Annotated in this window: 1 protein-coding gene; it reads right to left on the reverse strand. The window is 72.8% G+C overall.

Features of this window, described 5'->3' with window-relative positions:
• Positions 1-5 precede the first annotated feature (5 nt).
• Positions 6-20,756: a hypothetical protein gene (locus J2S43_RS23040; RefSeq protein WP_306832480.1), complete on the reverse strand. Its 20,751-nt coding sequence runs from the start codon at positions 20,754-20,756 to the stop codon at positions 6-8.
• Positions 20,757-20,900 lie beyond the last annotated feature (144 nt).

Below are 20,900 nucleotides of genomic sequence, written 5' to 3' on the forward strand. Positions count from 1 at the left end.
CCGGGTCAGCAGTTGCCGATTTTGTGGGTGAAGACCTCGACGAGCGCGGCCGCGGCCGGCCTGCCGTTCGCGATCAGCCAGTCGCGGGTCGCGTCGCCGCGCGGGACGAACGCGACCCGGTCGTCCGGCTCCACGCACTCCGGTGGCGCCTCGCCGGCCCTGCGCGTGGTGTCGGTGACCTTCCGCAGCCGCCCGAAGATCTCGGTGAGCCGCGGGTCCGTCTCCGGGTCCGCGTTCGCGACCGTCTCCGGCAGCGACAGCACCTCGAACAGCACCTCGAACGCGGTGGCCGCGGCCCGGTCACCGCCGTTGTGCTCGGCCGCGCGCATCAGCGTCACGGCCTGGTCCGGGCGCAGTGCACCGGCCATCACCATCTGGAAGAGCAGGCCGTCCATCGCGAACCGTTCCTTGCGGGTGCCGGTCTGGGCCATGTAGTCGTGGGCGAACGAGGCGGGCACCGGGCCGCCGGTGTAGGCCGGTTCCGGGTCCAGTGGCCGGGTGGCGGCCGGGGCGGGGCGGGCCGTGGAGGCGCCGTCCAGCGCGAGCGCGACACCGGCGCCGCGGACACGCGCGGCCAGCGGCGTGCCCTCCGGCAACCCGGCGATCAGCGTTTCGAGCGCGTCGCGTACCCCCGGGTCCTTCAGCTGTTGCTCGTTGTCCCGATGGAACGCGGCGGCGCCGCGACCGGCGGTGAGCAGCCCGGCCAGCACCGGCGGCAGCGCGGTGCCGTGCGGCGTCGCGGGCAGTGCGGACGCGCCCTCGAACAGGGTCCTGTTCAGCTCCGTCTCGGCCACCGTGCCGCCGTCCTGACCGATCAGCTTCCAGGAGATCTGGAAGTCCGAGGTCATCGACTGCTGGATGACGACCGGACGGAACCGCTCGCGCAGCACCTCGAGGCGCTCGGCGTTCGGCTGGGTACCCATCGAGGCGACCACGATCGGCACCTCGCCCCACCACTCGTGCTCGTGCAGCGCCGTGTCCAGCTGGTCGAGCGCGTGCGAAGTGGTGCCGCTCAGGTCGGCGGTGAGCACCGGCCGTTTCAGGCCGGCGGTCATCGCCGGCAGGTCACTCACGGTCCAGTCGCCGAATCCGCGCGGCGCGGCCACATCGCGGGCCGGCGCGGGCAGGCCCAGGGAGAGTTTCGACAGCGCGACGGTCGCGGTCCGGTCGATCCGGATCACGTCTGCCGCCGCCCGGACGAAACTACGGACGACCTCGGTGACCACGCCGGATTCCGGCGTGCCGGTCAGCTTGTCCAGCCCCTGCAGTGCCTCCTGCCAGCTCTTGGCCGCGGGCGAGCTGGGGAACCTCTCCAGCACCTCGCTGATCCGCGGCTCCGCCTGGAACACCTGCTCGACCAGGCGGTCGATCCTTTCCTGGGTGCTGCCCCCGCCCAGCATCCGCAGCTCGTCCGGGAGTTTCTGCACGGCCTTCACGCGCCAGATCTGGTGGTGCTCCCAGGAGGACCTGGAACTGCGTCGATCCTCGGGCAGGATGAAACGATCCCGGAGCGACCGGGTCTCCCCGGTATCGGGGGCGTTCGCGCCGCCGTGCAGCGATACCGGACGTGAGGAGGTGGACGGCCTGCGGGCCGAGACGGAGGAGCTGCGCCGGGAACCACCCTGTCTGGGGGTGGTCACCGGCGGACGGGTGCTCGGGCCGGCGGCGCTGCGCTCGGGGCTTGCACCGGCCGGGCGGAAGACCTCCACCCCGAAGCCGAAGCCGTGCCGGCGGGCGAAGTCGCGAAGGCGCGCGGTCTGGCGAGCCGTCTCCTCCCTCGCCGCTTCCGGGCTCATGCGCAGCATGAGCGCAGGGTTGACCACGACCCGCTCGAGATCGGGCCACCCGAGGTCGCCGTGGATCTGAGCCTCGAAGTAGCCGGTCACCGTCCTGCCCCGGGCGACGTCGCCGCGCTCCACGTTCTCCCGCATCTCCGGGTCGTGCACGAAGCCGGTCGCCTCCGCCAGCAGCAGCCGGACGACGTCCTCGTCGCCGTACGCCAGCAGTGGATACAGGTCCTGCATGCTGCTGTACCCGCCGGTGCCGCCGAGGCCCGGCGTGAAGCTGTCGCGTGGTGTGACCGTCGATCGCCCACGGATCGCCTGGTTCCAGAAGAACGCAGCCGATCCGTACGCCCCGAGACCCGCGACGCGCAGCGGGGACACGAACCCCGCGTACTTCGGGAGGTCCCGGCGCCCCTCGTCGGTCGGCGCGAAGACGTCGAGGTCGCGATCGGCCCGGTAGGTCTGGAACGTGCCGCCCGTGGTCGGGTCCCGGCGCACGGTCGCCGCGTAGCCGAGACGCTCCTCGGTCGCACCGCGGATGGCGAAATTCGCCGAATCGTTGTCCCGGCCGAGTTCCCACAGGTTCTGGATCCTGGCGTCCGGGCCGGACAGCAACTCGTCGAGGATGGTCTCGCCCGGGCGGACCACACGACCGAGATTGCGCATGGTGACCACGACGTAGTTCGCCGCCATGTAGTCGTGTGCGCGGTCGAGAATGGATCGGAAGGCGGAGCTGCCGGTGCGGGGATAGCCGCGGAGCCAGTCCCAGCCGACTCCCTCGAACCTCTGTATCGCGGCCGTTCGTTCCCGTGACGCGAACTCCCGCCCACGGCGAGTGGCCAGGATGAGCGCGGTGGCCGGCGCGTCGTTCAGCGCGTTCCAGTCGGTCCGGTCGCGGAGCGAGTTGTACAGCGCCATGTCGGCGTCGATGGTGGCGAGACGCTGACGCAGGACGTCCGCGGCCACGCGAGCGCTGGCCGGCACGTTACGGATGGCCGCCTCGACGGCCGCGCGCTCGGCCTGGACCTCCGCGGTCGTGTCCGCCGGAGCCTGCCGCAGCAGCTCGACGAGCCGGAGATCCCGCGCGCCCGCCACCATGTCCTGGGTGGCGCGGTGAACGGCGCGGTTGGTCAGCTCATGACGGATCATGTTGAGCTGCGCGTCGAGCAGGCCGCGGTAGGCCCGGGCGGCTGCCACCTGGTTCGCGCGGTCGCCGCGCTGCTCCAGCCGGTCGATGTGCCTGTCGAGGTCGGCCAGCGCCCGTTCCCGATGCCGCTGACCTCGTTGCAGGCTGCGGGAGGGAGCGGTGAGGAACGTCGCGGCGTCCCTGGCTGCCACGCGCAGGTCGGCGGTCCGCTCCTGGATGTCCTCGACGAGGGCGGCCCTGGCGGTCGCCGACCTCTCCCGCCGGTGCGACCTCCAGGCGTCGTCTATTTCCCGCCACATCCGCGCCAAGGCCGGGAGCGGATCCGTCTCCTCCGACCCGGGCACCTCCATGACCTCGTCGTTCGGGTGCCCGGACACGGCCATGAGATACGGATCCTGGGACGGCCCGCCGCGGCGCATCCCCGGGAACGAGCGTGTGGCGGAGCCGAACATCCCGTCGGACGGACCCGCGCCCGCACGCTGGCGGCCGGGCACCGGGATGGTCATCGCCTCGGCGTCGGGAACCGTCGAGGACGCGAGCGGCCAGGGGTTCGAGACGGCGGACAGGGCGGGCGGCAGCGGCGTGACCGTCCCGCGCTCGTCCAGCAGCAGCGCCGAGGAGCCGAGACGGCGGACCATCGCCGAGTTCTCGCCGGTCCCGGCGCCCGGCCGGAACGACTCCGCCGATGCGCCGGTGATCTGGCTGTCCAGCCAGGTCACCGTCGAGCCGTCGAACGAGATGCCCCAGAAGACGTGGGCCATGCCGCCGTCCGCCGGGGGTACGCGCACCAGCGTCATCCGGCCGGGACGCTCCGTCAGCCACGTCTCCAGCGCCGTCGCGTCCGCGAACGGGCTGAGCGCCCCGCCCAGCCGCTGCGCGAGACCCTCCGCCGTCCGGTGTTCCACCAGGTCGGCGTCGCCCGGCACGTTGCCGGTGCGCCGGTGCATGGCGATGAACACGCCCCAGGCGCGCTCCACGCAGTCCTCCGGCGTCACCCGGGACCGCGCCGCATCGGTCCTGATCTCCACCGCGGCGGTCCACCGGGCCACCCGGTCCGCCGCGGCGCGCCGCTGATCGGCGTGCGTCAGGTCCGGCGCGGCCACCGGCGGCGCGGTCAGCGGCGCGTCGGCGAAGCGCAGCGCCTCGGCCGTGATCCGCAGGCTCTCCGGGCGCGCACCGGCCACTCCGCCGTCGCTGATGGCGCTGATGGCGCTGATCGCGCCCGAACGCTGCTGCCCGAGGAGCGGGTCGGTCAACGGTGCCGCGTCGGATCCGCGGCCGGGACCGGCCTGATATGCCTCGGTCAGCGACCTCCAAGCGGTGCCACTGTACGGGTCCAGCACGAGAACCCGCGCGGTGGCGTCCATGCTGCTGCCGTGGCCGGTGCGGATGGTCCAACCGGCCGCCCGCAACGCGGTGAGGTACTCGTGACCGCGGTACCGCTGCTGGTCCTCGTCGATCCGAAGCGGCCGGCGAACCCGGGCGACCCGGCCGTCCGCGTCGACCATGGCCCGGACCAGGATGGTGCGGCCGTTCCACTCCATTCGGTACAGGCCGAAGCCGGGCAGCACCAGGTCGTCACGCAGGCGCCCGTCCTCCGTGACGATCGAGGCGACGAAGTCGTGGGCCTTGGCCTCGTCGTCGCGCAGCCCGGCCCGCTTCTGGATCTTGTGCTTGATCCGCTCGCGGAGACCGCTCGCCGCGGTCCAGCCCCACTCGCGCGCCACCTTGGTGAAGTACCGGAGGTCGGTCGGCGATAGCGCCTCGGTCGTCCACCGCAGTGTGCCGTCCGGCGCGGTCGAGGAGCGGAGCACGTGCATGTCGGCGCCGGTCGCCGGATTCACCACCTGGAACATGCCCTGAGCATCGCGCCGGCCGGAGACACGGCGGGTCACGCCGCCGTCCAGCGTCTCCGTCACGATGTCGAGCGGCCCGCCGGCCGTGACCGGTGCCCAGGCCGGGTCCGCGCTGCTCCACGGCGGTTGCAGTCGCTGCGCGACCTCGAACACCTCGGTGGGCAGCGTCCACCCGCGGCTCTCCAGACGCTTCCGCGCGATCGCGTGGGTGGTCTCCCGCAGCTGACGGTAGTTGCGGGAACCCTTGGTCGAGTTCGGCATCGGCGTCATGCCGTAGTCCTTCTCGCGGATGCCCTGGACCTTCTCGTTGATCACCGAGATCGACTGGAAGTAGGGCTGCCCGCTGACGCCGGTCGCGAAGAAGGTCGCGAGGTCGAGGGCGCTCGGCACGTCCGAGTGGTTCTGCAGGGAGGACGTGGCGACGTAGTCTCCGGCCTCCTCGGTCCGCGCCTCCATGGCACCTCGCGGCAGGTCGTCCGGACCGTACACGTCGAAGCCGGTGAAGCCGTGCGGCTGGTTCTCGTTCCCCTTCGGCGCCCTGGCCACGACGTAGGAGCCGTCCGGTGCCACGCCCACGGTGTACGGCGGCATCTCGCCGGTCAACGACCGGGGCGTCCGGTCCCCCGCTGCGGGCGGCGTCCGCATGCCGGACTGCCGGCGGCCGAGCGGCGGGTCGAGCAGGCCCTCGACTGACGTGCGCGCGACCGCCTCGGGCTCGTCCGGCGCGGACGACTCCACGTAGTCGCCGGTGGCCGTCATGACGTACCACTGGTCGCCGTCGCGGAAGTAGAAGCCGCTCGGCGTCTGGCGGAACTCCTGCCGGGGCCGCGCCGGCTCGGAGTCCGAATCGGACTCGCTGCTGGACAGCAGCGTCATCTCGCCCACGTCGTCGGTCAGCCCGAGAAAGTCCTCGTGGCCCTGCGGCGCCGTCGCACCGTCCTGGTGGAGCGACCACACACCGTTCTGGTTGACGTGCCAGCGGTGCAGGTCGTCCTGGAAGTACTCGGCGCCGTCGTGCACGCTGCGGCCCGCGCCGCTGCCGTACGCCTGGTCGCTCTCGCTGAGTTCGGCCAGCATGCGCATGAACTCCTGCGCCCGCGGCTCCGTCATCACCGTCGTGCCGCCCGGGTCGCCCTCCTGCGCCCCGCGGATGTCCTCGGCCCGGCCGCCGTACGCCGGGATCCGCCAGCTGTCCCCGGCCTGGCCCACGTTGCGGGCCTCCGCGGCCACGTAGGGATCGTTCGGGTCGGTCGCGTTCGGCAGCAGGCCCTTGACCAGGTTCACGCCCATCGTCTGCCGCGTGCTGACGATCCGCGGCGGGTTGCGGTGCAGGAAGTTGAGCAGCATGTCCCGCACGGTCGGCGCGCCGGGCTGCCCGAGACCGAGGATCCCGGTGGGGGTGTGCTGCCCGTAGAGCAGCGGTGCCTCCGTACCCGCGAAGATGCCCAGGAAGTCCTGGTGGTGGTCGTGCAGGAAGGTCTGCGCCGCGGCGGAGAGGCCACCGCCACGCAACAGCGCCGGGTCCACGCGCACCACGGTGGACAGGAACCGCTTCGGCAGCGGCAGGCTGGTCGGCGGGTTGTTCGGGTTGTTCGCGCGCGCCATGCCCAGCGCGAACAGGTAGGCGGTCGCGGCGACACCGGCGACCCTGCGGACCTCCTTCTCAGGAGCGTCCGGGTGGGCGACCTGGAAGTCCCGGGCGAAGGCCGACCCGCGTACGAGCGCGCGGGTGAGCTCCTGGTAGCCGGTGACGCTGTTCGCCGCCAGCCAGGAGTAGTACCGGGTCAGATCGCTCAGCCGGATGTCGGGCGTGAAGTGGTTGAGCGTGACGTCCGCGGCGTGCGCGAACTCCGCGGCCGGGTCCGGGTTGGGCGTCAGCCGCGGCACCACCCGCACGTTCTCCGCCCCGGGCCGCACCGTGAACCGCGGGTCCGCGCCGAAGATCTGCTGGAGCGTCATGCCCTCGGCCGGCACCTGACGCAGCAGGTCCTGCGCCGCCCTGCTCTGCTCGGTGTACAGGTCGAGCGTGGGCAGGCCCGGGTTCGCCGCGGCCTGCCTCGTGGTCGGCTCGCTGCCCTCCTCGATGTGGTAGCGGTACACGTCGTTGAAGTGCGAGTCGCCGGTCAGGTGGAACGTGCCGGCCGAGACCAGCACCGTGCTGACCGGATCGCCGGTGAAGTCCTCGGGGAACTCCAGCGCCAGGAACGGGTACTCCTTCTCCCGGCCGACCACACCCGCCGCACCGGTCCGCGGATCGGCCGGATCCGTCAGCGCCCGCGCCAGCGAGTCGGACTCGGCCACCGGGGCGATCGGCTCCAGCAGGCCGTCCGGCCCGGTCGCCGTGGAGATCTGGGTGATCTGCCGGCCGTCCGGCTCGGTGAGGTAGGCCCGCGTGTCCAGGCCGCTCGGCAGCCCGCCGTGGTCGTGACGGTGCCGCATCTGCCACCGGTTCCCGGCCCGGTCCAGGTTCTCCACCCAGATCGTGCCGTCCGCCGCGTGATGCAGGAACACCGCGTGCCCGGTCCGGCCCGGCAGCCCTGCCCGCACGAACGCGGACCGGCCCCGCTCCGCCCTCAGCATGTCGAACACCGTGTCCCAGGCCAGGCCCGGCAGGCGCGGCCAGGACCGCCAGTCCCCCATCGCGGCCAGCGCGCCCCGGCCGACGGCCGAATCGTCCACGGCCTGGGAGCGCACCGGCCGGTCCCGGAACGCCGACGTCGGATGCAGGTAGAGCCGGTCGTGCACCTCGCCGAGCAACAGCTCGCAGTAGGCCGGCTCGTCCGGCGAGACCCGGCCGCGGGCCAGGTCGGCCAGCTGCCCGAACTGCGGGACGGTCAGTGGTGGCGCCAGCACGGTCGACGCGGTGATCGGGGGCGGGAGCAGGTCCGCCACGAAACGGTCGACCGGCGGCAGGTCGCCGAAGTCCAGCCGGGCGAAGTCGTACGCACCGAGCGCGGTCTGGGCCTTGATGTTCGTGGACTCCAGCGTGGCGTCGGTGACCGACGCCGGCGTGAGGTCGGCCGCCAGCTGGAGGAACGCCTCCCACCGCTCACCGGCGGCCGCGGTCCTCAGCTCCGGCATCCGCCGCTCCAGCGCTTCCAGCACCGTCCGCATCCCCGCGGCCGGCAGCGCGCCGAGCAGGCTGGACGCGAGGTTGAGCGCGGCGGGCGCCCGGCTGGTGCCGAGATCCATCCGGAAGATCTGCGGTTCCCGGCTGATCGCCACGGTGGTGCCGTTGTCGAGGATCATGTACCACGCGGTGCCGTCGTAGTAGTACCGGATACCGGTGGGGCCGTTGTAGAACCCCGGCGACCGCCCGGCCGGCTCGCTCGACGACGACGAGCTGCTGCTCAGCAGGGAGAGCGAGCCCATCTCCTCGACGTAGGACTCGTCGTAGTCGTCCTGGACGACGGGCGCCGGCTCGGCGGGCGCCTGCGTGCCGTACCAGGACCAGGTCCCGTTCTCGTGGTAGCGATGCCACTCGCCGAGGTCGTCCTGGAAGTATGTGTTGCCGCCGACCTCTCGCACACCGGCGTTGCCGAGCCCGCCGCCGCCGGCCGGTGCACCGGCCGTCCGGCTCAACCGGCTCACGTCGCGCATCCACTCGACGGACCGGCTGTCCTTCATCAGCGGGCGGCCGACGGTGGCGCGGGCGAACTGCGAGGTGCGCCCACCCCACGGCGCCTCCCGGAAGGTGTCCCCCGACGCGCCGACGTTCCGCAGCTCCCAGGGGACGTACGGGTCGCTCGCGTCCGACGAGTTTGGCCGCAGCGCACTCAGGGTCGTCTTCACGCCGAGCGAGGCCGAGACGCGTGGGTCGCGTGCCGGGTTGCTCTGCAGGAAGGCCAGCAGGCCGTCGACCACGCCAGTGTCGGTACCGGCGCCCATCTGCAGCAGCTGGGTGGGCGACGGTGAGCCGTGCAGCCGGAACGCCTCACCGGCTGCGAAATCCGTAATGATTCGGTTCCGGTTGGTGTGCAGCCAGTTGCGCACCGTCTGCGGGAGCGCGGCACGCAACAGGCTGAACCGCCGGACGCGCGGCACCGAGATCACGAAGAGCTTGCCGGCACCCTGGTTCGCGTAGAGGTCGGCCGTCGCCTGCGACCGGGCCAGCGCGATGCCGGTCAGGTGCATAGCGGCCATCACGCCCTCCAGCTTGAGGAGCGTCTTCGCCGAGGCGTTCGGGTACGCCGCCGCGTACCGGGCCGCGATCAGCGAACCGGCCACCTGCGAGCGGACGATCTCGGCGTACCCTTGCGTGCTGTTGTTGCGCAGCCAGGTGAAGAACTGGGGGATACCGCTCAGCCGGATGTCCGCGGTGAACTGGTTGAACGTGACGTCCGCGGCGGAGGTGAAGTGCGTGCTCGCCGGGTCCGGCGTGAGCCGGGGGATCACGCGGACGCCGGCGGCGTTCGCCGGCACGTGGAACCGGGGGTCGGCTCCGAAGATCTCCTGAAGCGTCCGGCCGCCCGTGGGCAGCGACCGCAGCAGATCCTGCGCCGCCGCGCTCTCCTGGAGGTAGGCCTCGAACCCGACGGTGTGCGTGCCCGGCGTCCGCGGCGTGGCCGGCTTGCCGACCTCCTCGATGTGGTACGCGTAATCGTCGCTGTCGTGCTCGTCCGCGATGTAGCGGAACGTCGAGGCGCGGACCAGCGTCGTCCCCAGCTTGTCGCCGACGAAGTCCGGCGGGAACCACAGCGCCAGGTAGGGCAGCTCCTTCTCCCGGCCCACGACGCCCGCGCCCGCGGTCCGCGGGTCGATCGGGTCGGTGATCGCCCGGGCGACGGAGTCGGCCTCCGGCTCGGAGACCAGGCGCGCGTCCGTCGACCGCCGGCCGTCGGCCTCGGTGACGTAGGCACGCACGTCCAGGCCGGTGGGGAGGTCGCGGATGTCGTCCGGCGAGGTCATCCGCCAGCGCTCACCGCCGGCGGTGAGATTGTCGACCCAGACGCTGCCGTCCGCCGCGTGGTGCAGCACCACCGCGTGCCCGATCGCGCCGGGGCGGCCGGCGCGGGCGAAGACCGAGCGTCCCCGCGCACCGCGGACCACGGTCCAGGCGGTGGCCCAGGCCTCGCCGCCCAGCCGGGGCCAGGAGGTCCAGTCCCCCATCCCGGCGAGCGGGCCGGTGGTGAGCACGGAGTCGTCGGCGGTCCCCGAGGCCGGCCGCCGGTCGAGGAACGCGGAGGTGGGGTGCGCGTAGAGCCGGTGGTAGACCTCGCCGAGCAGCACCTCGCAGTACGCCGGGTCGGTCACGCCGGTCCGGGTGCGGGCCCACTCGCCCAGCGCCCCGAACTGGTCCGCGGTCAGCGGCGCTGTGAGCACGGTACGTGGGGTGACCTCCACGCGACTCGGCGGGACCTCGACGGCCCGGGCGTCGAACGACGGGTCGCCCGTCCACTGTGACTGTTCCGTGCCGAGGTCCGGAGATGCATGCGGTGCGGTGCCCCGCCCGTCGAGCGACAGCGTCGACGATTCCGGCGTACGCATCCACGTCAGGTACTCCGCCACCGAGTCGAGTTCCGCCGGCAACTCCGCGAAAGCCGCACCACCGCGCCCGGTCACCCACGGCACCGAGTCCAGCCGGATCGGGTGATCCGACACCCCGGCCCGCTGGCTGTCCCACACCGTGACGACGCCGTCACCAAACGACATCACCCAGAAGACGTGCGACTTTCCGCCCGCGCGCGGAGGCGTCCGGACCATCACCATCGACCCGGAGGTATCACCGATCGACCTCCAGAACGTCGCCGGATCCGGCAACGACGACAGTGACCCGCCCAGCCGGGCCGCCAACGCCTCCGGCGTCGCCAGCTCCACCAGGTCGGCACCCGTCGCCGCGTTCCCGGACCGCCGGTGCGCCGCGATGAACACGCCCCACGCGCGCTCGACACAGTCCTCCGGCGGCAACCCGGCCGGATCCACGCCCGTACCCGCCGGCACCTCCACCCGCGCGGTCCACCGGCGCACCCGGTCGACCGCACCGGCGAGGCCGTCCGCCTCGGTCAGATCCGGCCGCGTCACCGGCGCCTCCAGCGGAGACACGCCCGCGACCTGCAGCGCCTCGACCGCGACGTCCAGACCGCCCGGCCGCACACCGACATCCGCGCCCGCGTCGACCGCACCCGACCGGCGGCCTCCCGCGTACGGATCCGTCATCGCACCGTACGCGGACGACGGTCCCGCCGCCCGCTGGTACGCCTGATGCGCCTGGACCAGCGCCGTCCGCCCGCCGGGGTGGTACGGGTTCAGCTCCAGGCGCCGGCCGGTCTCACTGAAGCGGTCCTGATGTCCGGGCCGGACCGCCCATCCACCCTCGGTCAGGTCCCTGACCATGCGGTAGTCGTTCGCGCGGAAGCGGTCACCGTCGATGGCGAGTGGGCGCAGCGCCCGCACCACCCGGCCGCCGGCATCGACCATCGCGCGCACCTGCACGAAGCGGCTACCGATCGTCAGCCGGTACAGCGAGAAGCCCGGGAGCTCGACGTCCCCGCGCAGACTGATGCCCTGCGACACGATCGACTGCACGAGGTCGGCACCCGACGCCGCGCCGAACCGCGCGGCGAGTCCGTCGTAGTGCCGCGTCTCCTCCGCGGACAGCGGCGCCACTGTCCACCGCACGACCCCGTCCACGCCGGTCCAGGACTCGAGCCGCCGCACCACCCGCCCGGTGCCCGGATGCACCACCTCGAACGTACCGTCGTCGGTGAACCAGCCGGACACCCGGCGCGTGACCAGGCCGTCCAGCGTCTCGGTCAGCACGGACAACGGCTCACCGGTCGTGGCGTCCACCGGCGCCCAGCCGGGATCGGTACTCGTCCATGCCGGGCGGGACAGTCGCCCGTTGCGGTCCGGGAGCGTCCACCCTCGCGCTTCCAGCCGCGCTCGCGCGATGTCGTGCGCCGTCCGCCGGTCCTGCTCGAACTCCTGATAGTTCGCGTTGGCCGGGACCGCCAGCTCCGTCATCCGGTACGACTCCCGGCGGATGTGCTGGACCTTGGTGTTGCTGACCATCAGCGACCGGAAGTACGGTTGCTGGCTCCTGGCGGTCAGGTGCAGCGTCGTCAGGTCCAGGGCGCCCGGCACCCCGGAGTAGTTGAACAATTCCTCCGCGCCGGACCAGTCGTCACCCTGCCTGGTCAGCGCCTGCATCATGCCCCGGGGCCGGCCGTCCGGACCGAACACGTCGAAGCGCGCACGTCTCGGATTCCGCGGGCTGGCCGGTGCGGCCACCACGTAGGAACCGTCCGCGGCCACGCCGACGGTGCCGTCCGGGTACGCCGCACGCCTGCGCGACCGCGCCGCGGACCCGCCACGATTCGGGTACATGCCCGCCCTGCGCTGCCCGAGCGGCGCATCGACCAGGGCCTCGGCGGTACGCCCCGGCGCCGCGGGCCCGGACAGGGAGGTCGCTACCTGGCGGGCCAGGTTCTCGACGGCGGTCACCGCGCCGGCCACCCGCGCGTCCAGGTTCTGTCCGCGCAGCGCGTCCAGCAGCACGGTGGCGTCGTCGATGTGCGCCTGGTGCGTAAGGAGCATCCCGGCGTATCCGCCGAGCGTGTTGACCGGCGCCCCGGACGCCACCGTCACGACGGCGCGCAGCGTGTTCCGGACCACCACGTCCCGCGGTCCGCCGTCGGTGACCTGCTGGGTCAACTGCCAGAGGCTCTGCACGGTACGGACACCGAACTCCGGCCGATCGTCCATCATCGCGACGTCCGAGTCGGAGTCCGAGCCGGGCCCGTCGCCGAGCATGCCGAGCAGCTGCTCGTGCCGGGCGTCGGCGTCGTCCGTGCCGAGGAACTCGTACGGCGCCGTCCCGGCGTCCAGGTCGGCCAGTTCCAGCGCGGCGAGGAAACCCCTGGCGCGCGGTCCGGCTCCGGCGTCCTGCCCGAGGGCGGCCAGCCGCTCGGTGATCAACGCCGCGACCTCCGGTCCGGCCGACGTCGAGAACTCCTGCAACCGCTGCTGCTCGTCGTACGCGCGCTGCGGATCCGATGCCGCGAGCCAGGCCTGCACCGCACCGTCGGCCAGCCCGCGCGACACCGCGGGCACCCCGGCGTCAGCCGCCAGGCGGTGCATGGGCACCGCCCACAACCCGGCGGTCACCGGGGTCAGCGCGGCGAACGACGACACGGTGAGCGCGGTCGCGCCCGCGGTGTCGCCGGCCAGCATCAAGCTGGTCGCCTCCGCCATCCGCCGCTCGGCCGGGGACAGACCCGGCACGCTCCGGATCACGATGTGCGCCAGGTCGAAGCCTTCCGGGGTGACGGCGTTCAGCACCGCGCGCAGGGCGTCCGACCGCCGCTGGGCCCGTGTCTCCCGCAACAGGGGGAGGGCCAGCTCCGGCCGCAGTCCGTGTGCGTCGCGCTCCAGCGCGTTCACCAGCCGGCCGAGCTCGTCGATGCGCTGGCCGGCGACCAGTTCGTCACCGACCGCGGCCCACGCGTTCCACCGGCCGGTGCGGTCCTCGGTCAGCCAGCGGCGCGCGACCGGCTGCGCGATCGCGGCGGCGATCCGCCAGATCCGGCCGGCGAAGTCACGGTTGCCGGCCGCGTGCTCCATGCCGGCGCGCAGGACCAGCATCGAAGACCACTTGTCGCGCTGAGCGACGGTGATGCCCGCCTGGACGGCCGCGGTCAGCTGACGGGCGGACTCGGCGGTGTTGCCGGCGGCGGCGTGCGCGACGGCCCGGAACATCGCGGCGTGGACCGGGGAGCCGGTCACCGCGTCGCCGGTCTCCTGCAACGGGACGGTCCGCAGCGGGTCCAGGCCGGCGATCGCCGCGTAGCGGGACCGGATGCCGCCGGCCAGGTGCCGGAAGTTGTCCCGGGTCTGCGTCATCGTGACCCGGCGGGCGCCGAAGGAGCGGACCTCCGCCACCGCGAGGCCGTGCTTCACCCGGCCGTCGTTGGTGTCCAGCCTCGGGAACGTGGTGGTGCTGCCCCACACCAGCTGCGGCGGCATCGCCCGGCCGGTGAGCGCGGCCTCCAGGTACTCGCCGACGTTCGGCTTCTCCCGGGATCCGTACTCCGCCCAGTTCTCGGGGGTGATTCCGGCCAGCTCGGGGTGCTTCGCGCCGGCCCGCCGCATCAGGTCCAGGAACCCGCCGTTGCGGTCCAGGTAGAGCCGGCCGAGCGCGTCGCGGATCTCGTCGGCCTGCAGCGACAGGCCGAACGACGTCCACCAGGGCAGGTCTCCCCACAGCACCCGGTGATCGTGCCGGGACAGCGTGGCGACGTGCGCCTTCGTGATGTTCCGGCTGGGGGTCCAGGAGTCCATGTAGCCGGCGCTGTGCGAGTAGAACTGCGTCAGGACGCCCTCGACGGCCCCGCTCACCCGGCCCGGGGTGGCAAAACCGAGCGCGCCGAGGAACTGCGTGAGGTGCGTGGCCACCTCGGCACCGAACTCGGCGCCCTCCTGCTGGCCCGCCTTGGTCCGGTACCGCACCGGCCCGAGCTCGGTGTCGTAGGTGACGCTCGAGTCCCGCCACGTCCTCTCGGTGACGTCGGCCAGGAAGTCCTTCAGCTGCTCGGTCGGCGAGCCGAACGTGAGGTGCACGTGGTTGCCACCCTCGTCACCCTCCGGCGGCAGGCCGATGACCGTGTCCCCGATGCCGGGCACCATCCGGAGGCTGCTGCCCTCGAGGACCTCGGCGAGGTTCTCCTCCGGCAGGCCGGGCTCGGTGTCGACGTTCTCGAACCGGTCCTCGACGTCGACGAGTTGCTCCCAGAACTCGTCGGTGTCCCTGATCCGGTTCTCCTCGCCGGGCAGGACGCCGAGCACGCCGGTCCGCAGCTCGACGATGTCGGCGCTGGTCGTCCACTCCCCCTCGTACTCCGCGGCGAGGTGGTACGTGCCGTCCCGCTCGTAGAGCAGCTTGTGGTCCGAGAGCAGGTCGATGCCGCCGTCCACCGTGGAGGCGAGCACGGTGTCGTTGACGGCACCGTCCGGCAGCACCATCGGCATGGTGCGCTCGGCCTCGACGCCGCCGCCCCGGTAGCCCTGGCTGACCGGCGGATCCAGCAGCGGCGCGGTGCGCGACTCCGACGCGGGCGGTGCCGGTTCCGCGGACCCGACCACCACGCCGGCCGGATCGATCACGATCGCCCGGGTGTACGTGTCGGCGTCGCGCGGCAGCTCACCCGGCGCGCCCACCCGGGGCGTCGCACCGCGGTCGGTCAGGTTGATCCACAACACGCCGTCGTCACCGGCGTGGTACGCCGCGTACACGTGCCCGTACGGCGCTCCCGCACGTTCGGTCAGCACCACGGCCATCGACCGCGCGCCGAGAGCCGGGTCCGTGTCCATCCGGTCGCTCAGGTCCGTCCAGCCGCCGAAGCGCTGCCAGTCCTCGCGATCGCCGAGCCAGTTCTCCGCGTCCCGCCCCGGCGTCGGCTCCTCCCGGGTGCGGTCGAGACGCACCCGGTGTCCCAGCCGGTCGCCCGGGTGCAGCCTGTGCACCAGGTCCTGCACCAGCGCGAGGCATTCGGCGAGGCTACGGTCCCCCGTGCTACCCGCGGCCCGGTCACCGGACGCGACGACGTCCTGCCAGAGCGTCCGCAGCTGGTCCCCGGTGAGCGCGGGGTTCTCCTGCCGCCGCCGGGACTCGGCCGGGTCGGCGAGGAGCTCGTCGCCGGCTTGGGTCTCGGTGTTCGGCACCTGGCCTGGGGCCCGGCGGCCGAGCGCCGGGTCGAGCATGGCCGCGGCGGTGCGCCCGGGCGTCTCCGTCCGCTGCGCCGGGCGTGGCCACGTGAACACCGCGCGGCGGTCGTCGTCGCCCGCTGTCGTCGCGGCGCCGGGCGCGCGAGTGTCTCCGCTACCGCGGTTGGACGGCCGAACCGTCACCCGGTCCTCCGGCACACCCCGCTCGCGCAGTGCGGTCCGCAGCGCCGGCATCAGGTGGTCGAGCACCGCCTGGATACGGTCCTCACCGGTCTCCCGCGCCTGGGTCGATCCGCCCCGGCCGCCCCGGCCACCCCCCTCGACGTGCAGGTCCAGCGGGGAGCCGGTGAACATTGCCATGTCAGCTAGTCGCGTGACGAGATCGTCCACCGCCGCGCGGGACTGCTCGCCGAGCTCGTGCTGCCCGGAGCCGAAGACGATGCGGTCCGCGTTCAGGCGGGCCAGCAGCTCGGGTGCCGTCACCGGCCCACCCGGCTCCGCCGGTCCGCCCCTGTAGAAGATCTCGGAGGCGATTCCGGTCAGCGTCTGGTGGTTCCGGATCGCGTCCTCGACCGTCTCCAGACGCTTTCCGTAGTGGCGCACCTCGATGACGAACAGCGCGTGTTCCCCGTTGGTCCGGTCCGGCGCCGGAACCGGGCGGATCCGCAGCGCGCGGTACTGGTCGACCACGACGTCGCCGAACGGGTTCTCGCTGGCACTGCGCAGGCCGCCCTTGAGGTAGGTGACCGCGGTGCCGCCGTACAGCGCCCGCATCGCCTCCTCGTTCTCGCCCGGGTAGGTGCCGACCTTGTACGGCTGGTCCGCGAGGAACACCTTGCTGCGCAGGCCGAGGTCACGCAGGAACGAGCTCGCCCGGTCGTCGATCTCCTCGATCGTCCGCTGCACCTGGTCCCGGAAGACTCCGGCGATGAAGTCGCCGTTGCTGGACAGGTACTCGCGCACCGGATCGTCGAGCTCATCGAAGTCGAACGTCATCGTGTTGCGTCCGGCGGACGCGAGATTGTCCTTCCCGTACCGGTCGTGGATCACGCCGTGCGCGATCGCCGCCGCGTTCGCGTAGAGCAGCGCGGCATAGCCGGAGACCTGGCTCGCGTGCGGATCGCGGCCGACCGCCTCGGCGAGCGCCGCGTCGCCGAACGGCACCGTGGACTCCCAGCCGTTGCCGAGCTCGCGCCGCACCAGGAACCGTGCGGCCAGGTAGTCACCGAACGCGAGGCCGTCCGCCAGGTGCCGGGCACTGACCGGCTTCCAGGTGTTCTGCTGGACGTGCCGGAGGAGCTTTCGGAGCCTCGACTTGTCCGGGGCCAGGTTGTACTGGAAGCGCGCGCCGCTCTCACTGCCCACCGGCCGCGGGCCGACGATCGCCGCCCGAGCCGCTGAGACGACGTGGAAACCCTGGGCGGCGGGGAACGCCTCGGTCAGCGGACGATTGTTCTGGCTGGCGTCCTCCACCCGCGCGGCCACGGTGCGCAGCAGCTGGTAGATCGCCTCCGGCGGCACGTAGGCGGTCTCGCCCGGGGCCGAGCGCATCACCTTCGCGTTCACGAACTCCGGAATGATCCGGTACACCTTCCGCACCGAGGACTGGCCGTGCTGGCGGGCCACCTCCGGTGTCCGGTAGAGCTGCTTGTCCCGGCCGAGATAGAGATCCTCCCGTTCGGCGACGAGATGGAACAGGCCGCTGTCGTGGGTCACCAGCGGGTCGCCGTGGCGAACCCCGTCCGGGATCCCGTCGGCGAACACGATGATGGTCGGGAACTCCACCTCGAGGCCGGATCCGCCGGCCTTATTACGACCGGTCGGCGCGTCGACGGACGCCGTCGCCGGTCGCGCTCCCCGCAGGTCGACCGCCTGGCCGTGCGGGTTCAGCCGCAGCACGCTCGTGCCGATGGCCCGCAGCCAGGTGGAGTGGTCGTCCGGCGCCGCGTCACCGACCCGTACCGGTGCGGGAGCCAGCTCCGCCGGCACCGTCGAGACGCCCGCGCGCTGGCTGTCCAGCACTCTCATCTCGCCGTCACCGGTCGACATCAGCACGAACACGTGCGACATGCCCGTCGCGCTCAGCGGCGGTGTACGCACGAACGCCATCGAACCCGGCTCGGCCTTCATCGACTCCCAGAGCCCCTGCGGGTCGTCGAGCGGGGTCATCGTCCCGCCGAGCCGAGACGCCAGCGCCTCAGGTGTCGGCATCTCCACCATGTCCGCGTCGGCCGGCACGTTCCCGGTGCGGCGATGGACCGCGATGAACGCACCCCACGCACGCTCCACGCAGTCCTCCGGCGACAGCGCCCCGGCCCGCTCCCGGGGCACCTCCACCGCGGACGACCACGCCTCCACCCGGCTCACCGCGGCGGCCAGCTGACCCGCGTCGCTCAGGTCCGGCGGGGATACCGGGTCCGCGGTCAGCGGGATGTCGGCGAATCGCAACGCCTCCGAGGCCGCGTCGAGCCCGGCCGGCCGGGTGGCGAGATCGGCGTCGGCGCCGATCGCGCCGGCCCGGCGACGGCCGGGGTATGGGTCGGTGACCGTGTAGTACTGGGTGTAGTGCCCCGGCACGCCGGAGGTGTACGGGTAGCCGCCGGTCTGTCCGTACTGCCAGCTGCTCGACCCGGTGTTGCCGCTGGTGCCGTAGTACGAGCCGCTGCTGCTCGGTGCGGTGGAGTAGGCGGTGGAGTAGTAGGCCGGCGCGCTGCTGTAGGAGGTGGTGGTGTAGGTGGCCTGCGGCTGCTGGTACGTCTGCCGGACCGGCTGCGGCTGGGGCGCCGCCGCGGCCGGCGGCGCGGTGCGGGCGCGCCTGATCTCGACGAGCTGGTAGCCGGCGGCGTGACCCATGACGAACGTCGCGCCGCCGAGCCGCGTCTGGTAGAGGTTGCGCTCGACGTTCCACTGCAGCTGCGGCTCGCGGATGCGCACCTGCAACGGGATGAAGCCGTCCCGGCCGGCGTTCTGCTCGTTGATCTGGTTGATCCGCGCTTCCAGCAGCTCGGACTGGGTGCCGCTGGGTTCGTTGTCGGTCAGCACGTAGGCCACGCTGCTGTGCCCCATCACGTGGTTCAGCGTGCTGCCCAGGTCGTTCGGCGGCGACGTCGAGTAGATCCACGGACCCGGGTGCGGGATCAGGATCTCCGTGTACGGCACCCGGTAGCCGAAGTCGGTGATGGAGCTGGCCGCGGCGCCGACCGCGCCCGGCGCGATCTCGGCCCGCTGCAGGACCCGGGACATGCTGCGCCGCTGCATCGCCGGGTCGAACGCGTCGAACGCGCCCCGAGCCTGGTAGAGCTCCCGGAAGAACCGGGCGTCGTCCGCGCCGAGCCCGTCCACCGCGCCGATCACGACGTTCCGGGTCCGCCGGAACAGCTCGTCGTTGATGACGGGCGCCTGCATGTCGTCGGCGGCGATCGCCTGGAGCCGGGCGATCTGCCGCGGGTGCAGGCCGGCGAAGAGCGGGTCCTGGCTGGTCACCTGGGCCGGGTCGTCGTACATGACGGTCGGGTTGATGGCGTCCGGGTAGATCAGCATGCCGGCCCGGTCGTCCTCCGGCCGCACCGCCGACGTCTCCACCGGGCCCTCGACGACGGCCGGGTCGGTGTCCGCCGGCAGTTCGACGGCCGGGCGGACGCTGGGGATGCCGTCCGAGGTGGGCAGGAAGCGGATCTCCGCGATGTCCTTCGGCATCCGGGCCCGGCCGCGGGTCTGCCCGTCGATGAACGCGACGTCCTTGCCGAGGCTGGCCACGTTGAAGGCGTGCGAGACCGTTTCGCCCGCACCGCGGACCACGACGATGCCCTTGCGGAGCGACCGGCCGGCTGCGCCGGTCGCGCCGTGCGTCATCGCGGCCTGGATCTGTTCCAGGCTGTCCGCGGGCTCGAACCGGCGGCCCGGGAACCGCGCCTCCAGCAGGTCGATGCGCAGCTGGCCGTCCGCGCCGCCGGCCTCCACCGGCAGATGACGCACGTCGCCCGCCGAGGCCAGCGTCATGTCGAGCGCGAGCGCGGTCAGCACGCAGTTCTGCTCGTACGTCAGGTCGGTCCGGTACTTCGGGTTGATCTGCGGCAGCCACGGCAGCACCTGCCGGATGTCCTCGGCGGACAGGCCGAGCGTGACCTCCACGCCCAGCTCCGGCCGGTCCAGGGGCGCCACGTCCGGCAAGGTCAGTGCGGTGTCCGTGGACGAGACCGAGTCGAACGAGTTCACCCGCGAGGCGTCCGGCGTGGTCGTGTCCGGATCGGCCGGGCCGCGGCCGGGTTCCGCCGTGTCCGAGCCGGTGCCGGCCGGCACGTCGATCGCGGTGGCCGGGCGGCCGTCCGCGTCGACCCAGAGCGTGGCCGGGTTCGCGCCGGGGAGCGCGCGCAGCAGCGCCACCGCGTCCTGCGGCGGCATCGAGCGGATCGCGCCGAGGCCGTCCAGCTCGGGGTCGATCCAGGCGAGGCCGTCCGGGCGGGACACCAGCCAGCCGAGGCGCGGGCGGTCCGCGCCGGCCGGGTCGATCCGGATCAGCGCGCCGGCGCCGGGCGTGGCGGCCAGCGCGGTCACCAGGCCGGCGGGGTCGGTGGGGACCGCGACGCCGCCCCAGACGCGCAGGACCTCGTCCGCGCCGATCGGCCGCACCTTTCGCATCAGCGCGGCCGGGTCGGCGCCGTCCGGCACGCCGAACAGCGCGATGCCGGCCGCGAGCGCGTAGGCGCCGCCGGCGGACTCGCGCTGCTCGTCGCCGCGCAGCCGGATCGGGACGCCCAGGTCACCGCGGAGCGTGGCGGCCCGGGCGGTGAGGTCGACGAGCCGGTCCCACGACGGGGTCGCGGCGTCCTCCAGGGCGGCGCGCAGCGTCTCGCGTGCGGCGGCCTGGGCGCGCGGCAGCACCCGTACCGCCGAGGGGTTGTTCTGGGTCTCCAGGCCGTTGCGGTCGAGCAGCACCACCCGTGCCGAGGCGGGCAGGCCGGCCGCTTCGGCGTGCTTGCTCATGCCGAAGAAGTCCGTGGTGCTCAGCCAGGTGTCCAGGTCGACGAGTTCGCCGGCGAGCGTGCCGAGCACGTACCGGTCGCGGAGCTGGGCCGGGATCTCGGTGAGCCGGCCTCGCACCCGGTCGGCGGCGCCGAGCTTGGCGAGGGTCTCCTTGGTGAGCAGGACCGCGGTCGCGCCGGACACCCGCGGGGTCTGCAGCGCGACGGTCAGCACCGCCGGGTCGACCGGGTCGGCCATCGTGCCGTCGAAGTAGAACACGCCGGCCGGCACGGTGATGAACCGGCCGTCCGCGCAGAGCAGTTCGAAGGTCCCGGGGGTCGCCACGTCGCTCTCCTCACCCGGCGTCGCCCGACTCCTGGAACGCCGATGACGAACTGACGTCTCGTCCTACGCCATGGTTCACCATTAATTTACAAATATTGCCTTCGCCACTCTTTTTTCATGGACTATGCAGCAATGGCGGATAAT

It is taken from the genome of Catenuloplanes nepalensis, assembly GCF_030811575.1.
Lineage (GTDB): Bacteria > Actinomycetota > Actinomycetes > Mycobacteriales > Micromonosporaceae > Catenuloplanes > Catenuloplanes nepalensis.